This is a genomic window from Microbacterium sp., from assembly GCF_036277215.1.
Classification (GTDB): domain Bacteria; phylum Actinomycetota; class Actinomycetes; order Actinomycetales; family Microbacteriaceae; genus Microbacterium.
On sequence record NZ_DASUNI010000029.1, the window covers coordinates 1 to 2,988 of the forward strand.

The 2,988-nt window shown below is 68.6% G+C and carries 2 protein-coding genes; one reads left to right on the forward strand and one right to left on the reverse strand.

Translation table 11 applies throughout. The features are described from left to right. The first annotated feature begins 617 nt into the window (after positions 1-617). Complete coding sequence (locus tag VFX99_RS01450) at positions 618-1,259, forward strand: hypothetical protein (protein ID WP_329664544.1); 642 nt, start codon at positions 618-620, stop codon at positions 1,257-1,259. A gap of 182 nt (positions 1,260-1,441) precedes the next feature. On the opposite strand, the gene VFX99_RS01455 is transcribed toward VFX99_RS01450, so the two are convergent. Continuing rightward, positions 1,442-2,988 (reverse strand): M28 family peptidase (locus tag VFX99_RS01455; protein ID WP_329664545.1); only part of this gene is annotated, 1,547 nt, incomplete at its 5' end.

Consider the following 2,988-nt stretch of genomic DNA (forward strand, 5'->3'; position numbering starts at 1 on the left):
CTCGATCATGATCCATACCCGGGTAGTACCCGCATGGTCCACGCGCGTTCGCCCGGGTCGCACCAGCCTCGATCACCCGCACCCGGTGGGGCGGGGAACTGGCACGTTTGGGCCGGAGAGCTTGACCGCTGCGTGTCGCGCATTGCAGCACTCGATGTCGGGCCGCTTCGAGTGCTCCTGCCAGGCTTGCTGTTTGGATCTGGGTGTCGGTGCCGTCCGACGCCGCCGGGACGTCCCCGACCGGCGACGAGCGACACAGCGAAAGCCAGTCAGGCCCAACAGCCGACAGTCTGCAAAGCGAGTCAGCTCGCCGCCGGTCGGAGCCTCCCTTCGAGGCCGGACGTCACGCCGAATCGAAACAGCAAGCCTGTACTCGGCACTGCGTCGGGGGTCTGAATTGTGTCCGCCTGCCGATCGGTCAGATCCGCGTCCGGCAATCGCCACTTCTTGGCGCGTAGTGGTGAACAGCGTGCTCCAGTTGCCGGCGTCCCGGGCTCCGTGTCCGGCGGAGACGGGCACGCGTTGCTGCGGGTCCGATCCCTTGCATGCAGCGGATGCGGGTCGTTTGTCTTCAGATTCCCGGGGCAGGCTGAGGACTCGAAGCAAGGGAGGCAGCAATGGCGAACCAGAAGTCCGCGACCGCCAACCGGGCGCGCTTCACGCGCGACGGCAGGAAGCGGGCCGATCGCGGCACGAGCCAGCATGGCAACGGCCACGAGGCCGCGACTTACGAGCAGGAGCTCGCGCGCTACCTGCAGGAACGCATCAAGCCCGGCCTCAACCGCGGGTCCATCGCGCTCCTGGCCCGATCCATCGCCAAGGAGATCGCTCATCGGCGACCTGACGAGGACGCCGACGTAGCCGGCGAGCCCAGCAACGAGGAGGACGACGACGTGCGCGGCGAGGCGGACAGCGACGTCAGCGACGGGGAGGGCGACGACGTCCGCGGCGAAGCCGACGACGAGTTCGACGACGAAGAAGAAGACGACGACGTCCAAGCCGAAGCAGCCGACGTCTTCAGCAACGAAGTGGACGGCAACGATGGCTCCCTCGAGGACGAGATGCGCGACCTCCAAGCGAATCTCGGCGATGAGTGGATTCTGCGCGTCTCCATTCAGGGCGAGCACGCGTGGCTGACTGCCGAGAAGGACGACGCGAGCCAGCGCGTGGAAGCGCCGGCCGCCCACGTGCTCGCTGAGGTGGTCGACCTGCTCAAAGAAAGAGGCGGCCGCGCTCCGGCTTCGCGCGCAACGCGATAGTGCGAAGCGGACGCCCTGCGCCGGGTTGCTGGTCGTCTCAGGCCGTACCGCGGCCGTCGCGTGGGGCGCTCACGGCACGCAAATGAGCGGCTCGCCGACGCGTCGTCGCGCGCGACGATGCGCACCGGCATCGGGAGGGGCGGCGAAGGCCGCCCCTCCCGAGGTGCCGCGCGTTCCCGCGCCTACCGAATGGCGAGGTGACCCTTGAAGGACGGGTCGTACTGCTGGCCCTTGGCCTTGCCCTTGGCAGTGCCCTCGACAGCCGACGTGCTCATCGCGAACGTGAGCAGCGCGTGCGCGAGCGCGTCGGACATCTCGTCCAGCGCGACGAGATTGACGTTATCGATCGTGTCGCACGCCGCGTGGTAGCACGGGTCGTACGCCACGCCGGCCTCGCCGCCCCAGAGGACGACCTCGTCTGCGGTCTTGATGTCCTCGGCGCCCGTGAACAGCCCGCCGGCCGGGATGCCGGCGGCCACGAAGGCGTCGTAGTCCGAACGGCCGTCGAACGCGGTCGGCTTCGTCACCCGGCCGATCGACTCGAAGTAGTCGACGAACACGTCCTCGACGACCCCGGAGCCCGTCGAGCCGGTGGAAGCGGTGTCCGACGCGTCGCCGTCGTAGACGAACCAGCCTGCGTTCGGCGACGCGATCATGTCGAAGTTGAGCATCACGGCGATGTCCTTCGTCTCACGCGCGGTGAGCGAATCGACATAGAACTGCGACCCGACGAGTCCCGACTCCTCGGCGCCGAACCAGATGAAGCGCACCTGGTTCTCGAGCTCGACGTCCAAGGCGGCCAGCTCCAGCGCCGTCTCGAGCTGTCCGGCCGAGCCGGACCCGTTGTCGTTGATGCCAGGTCCCTCGATCACGCTGTCGAGGTGCGCACCCGACACGACCACGCGGTCCGTGCGACCGTCGGGCGAGTCGGCGATCACGTTCTCCGACGTGCGCACCTCCGAGACCGTCGTCGTGCTGCCGGCGAGGGTGACCGCACGGCCGGCCCGGCGCTCGCTGCGGATGAACTCGACCAGCGCCGCGCCGTCCTCGGCGCTCATCTCGAGGACGGGCACGTCCTGCGGGAACGTCGCCTGGCCGAAGCCCACCTCGGTGCGCTCGGCGCTGTTGCCCTCGTTGAAGATGATCACGGCCTCAGCTCCCGCTGCGACCGCGTTCGCGATCTTGACCGAGAAGTCGCACGTCCCGCGCTGGATCAGCGCGATGTCCCCGGTGAAGCCTGCGAAGTCCTCGGGCTCGCAGCCCGAGTTCGACGTCCCGTCCGCCTGGCCCACCGGCAGCGGGACGACCACGTCGACCTCCTGCACGACACCCGAGAAGGGTCCCGTGCCCGAGTAGCCCATGGTGGCGATGTCCGTGCCCTCGACATAGGTGTAGGGGAACCCGGCGGAGGTGCCCGCGAGAGTCGCCGGGGCCAGCTCCTCGAAGTAGTTGTACTCGAACTCCTGGCGGGTGACGGTGTACCCCGCCTGCTCCATCAGCTCCGCGACGTAGTCGGCCGAGGCCGTGTAGCCGGGCGTGCTGGCCTCGCGAGTGCCGCCGTTGGCGTCGGCGATGGCCTGGAACTCCTGCATGTGCTCGAGGACGCCCTGGGCCGTGACGGCCTCGGTCAACGCGCTCGTGTCGATGACCGGAGCGGCGCCGGCACCTTGTGCACCGGTGAACGCGCCAACCACCAGCGTCGCAGCGAAGGCTGCGGACAAACGTCGAA

Excerpts from the sequence above, each read along its gene's own strand:
- VFX99_RS01450 (WP_329664544.1), top strand. The coding sequence starts at position 618 with ATGGCGAACCAGAAGTCCGCGACCGCCAACCGGGCGCGCTTCACGCGC.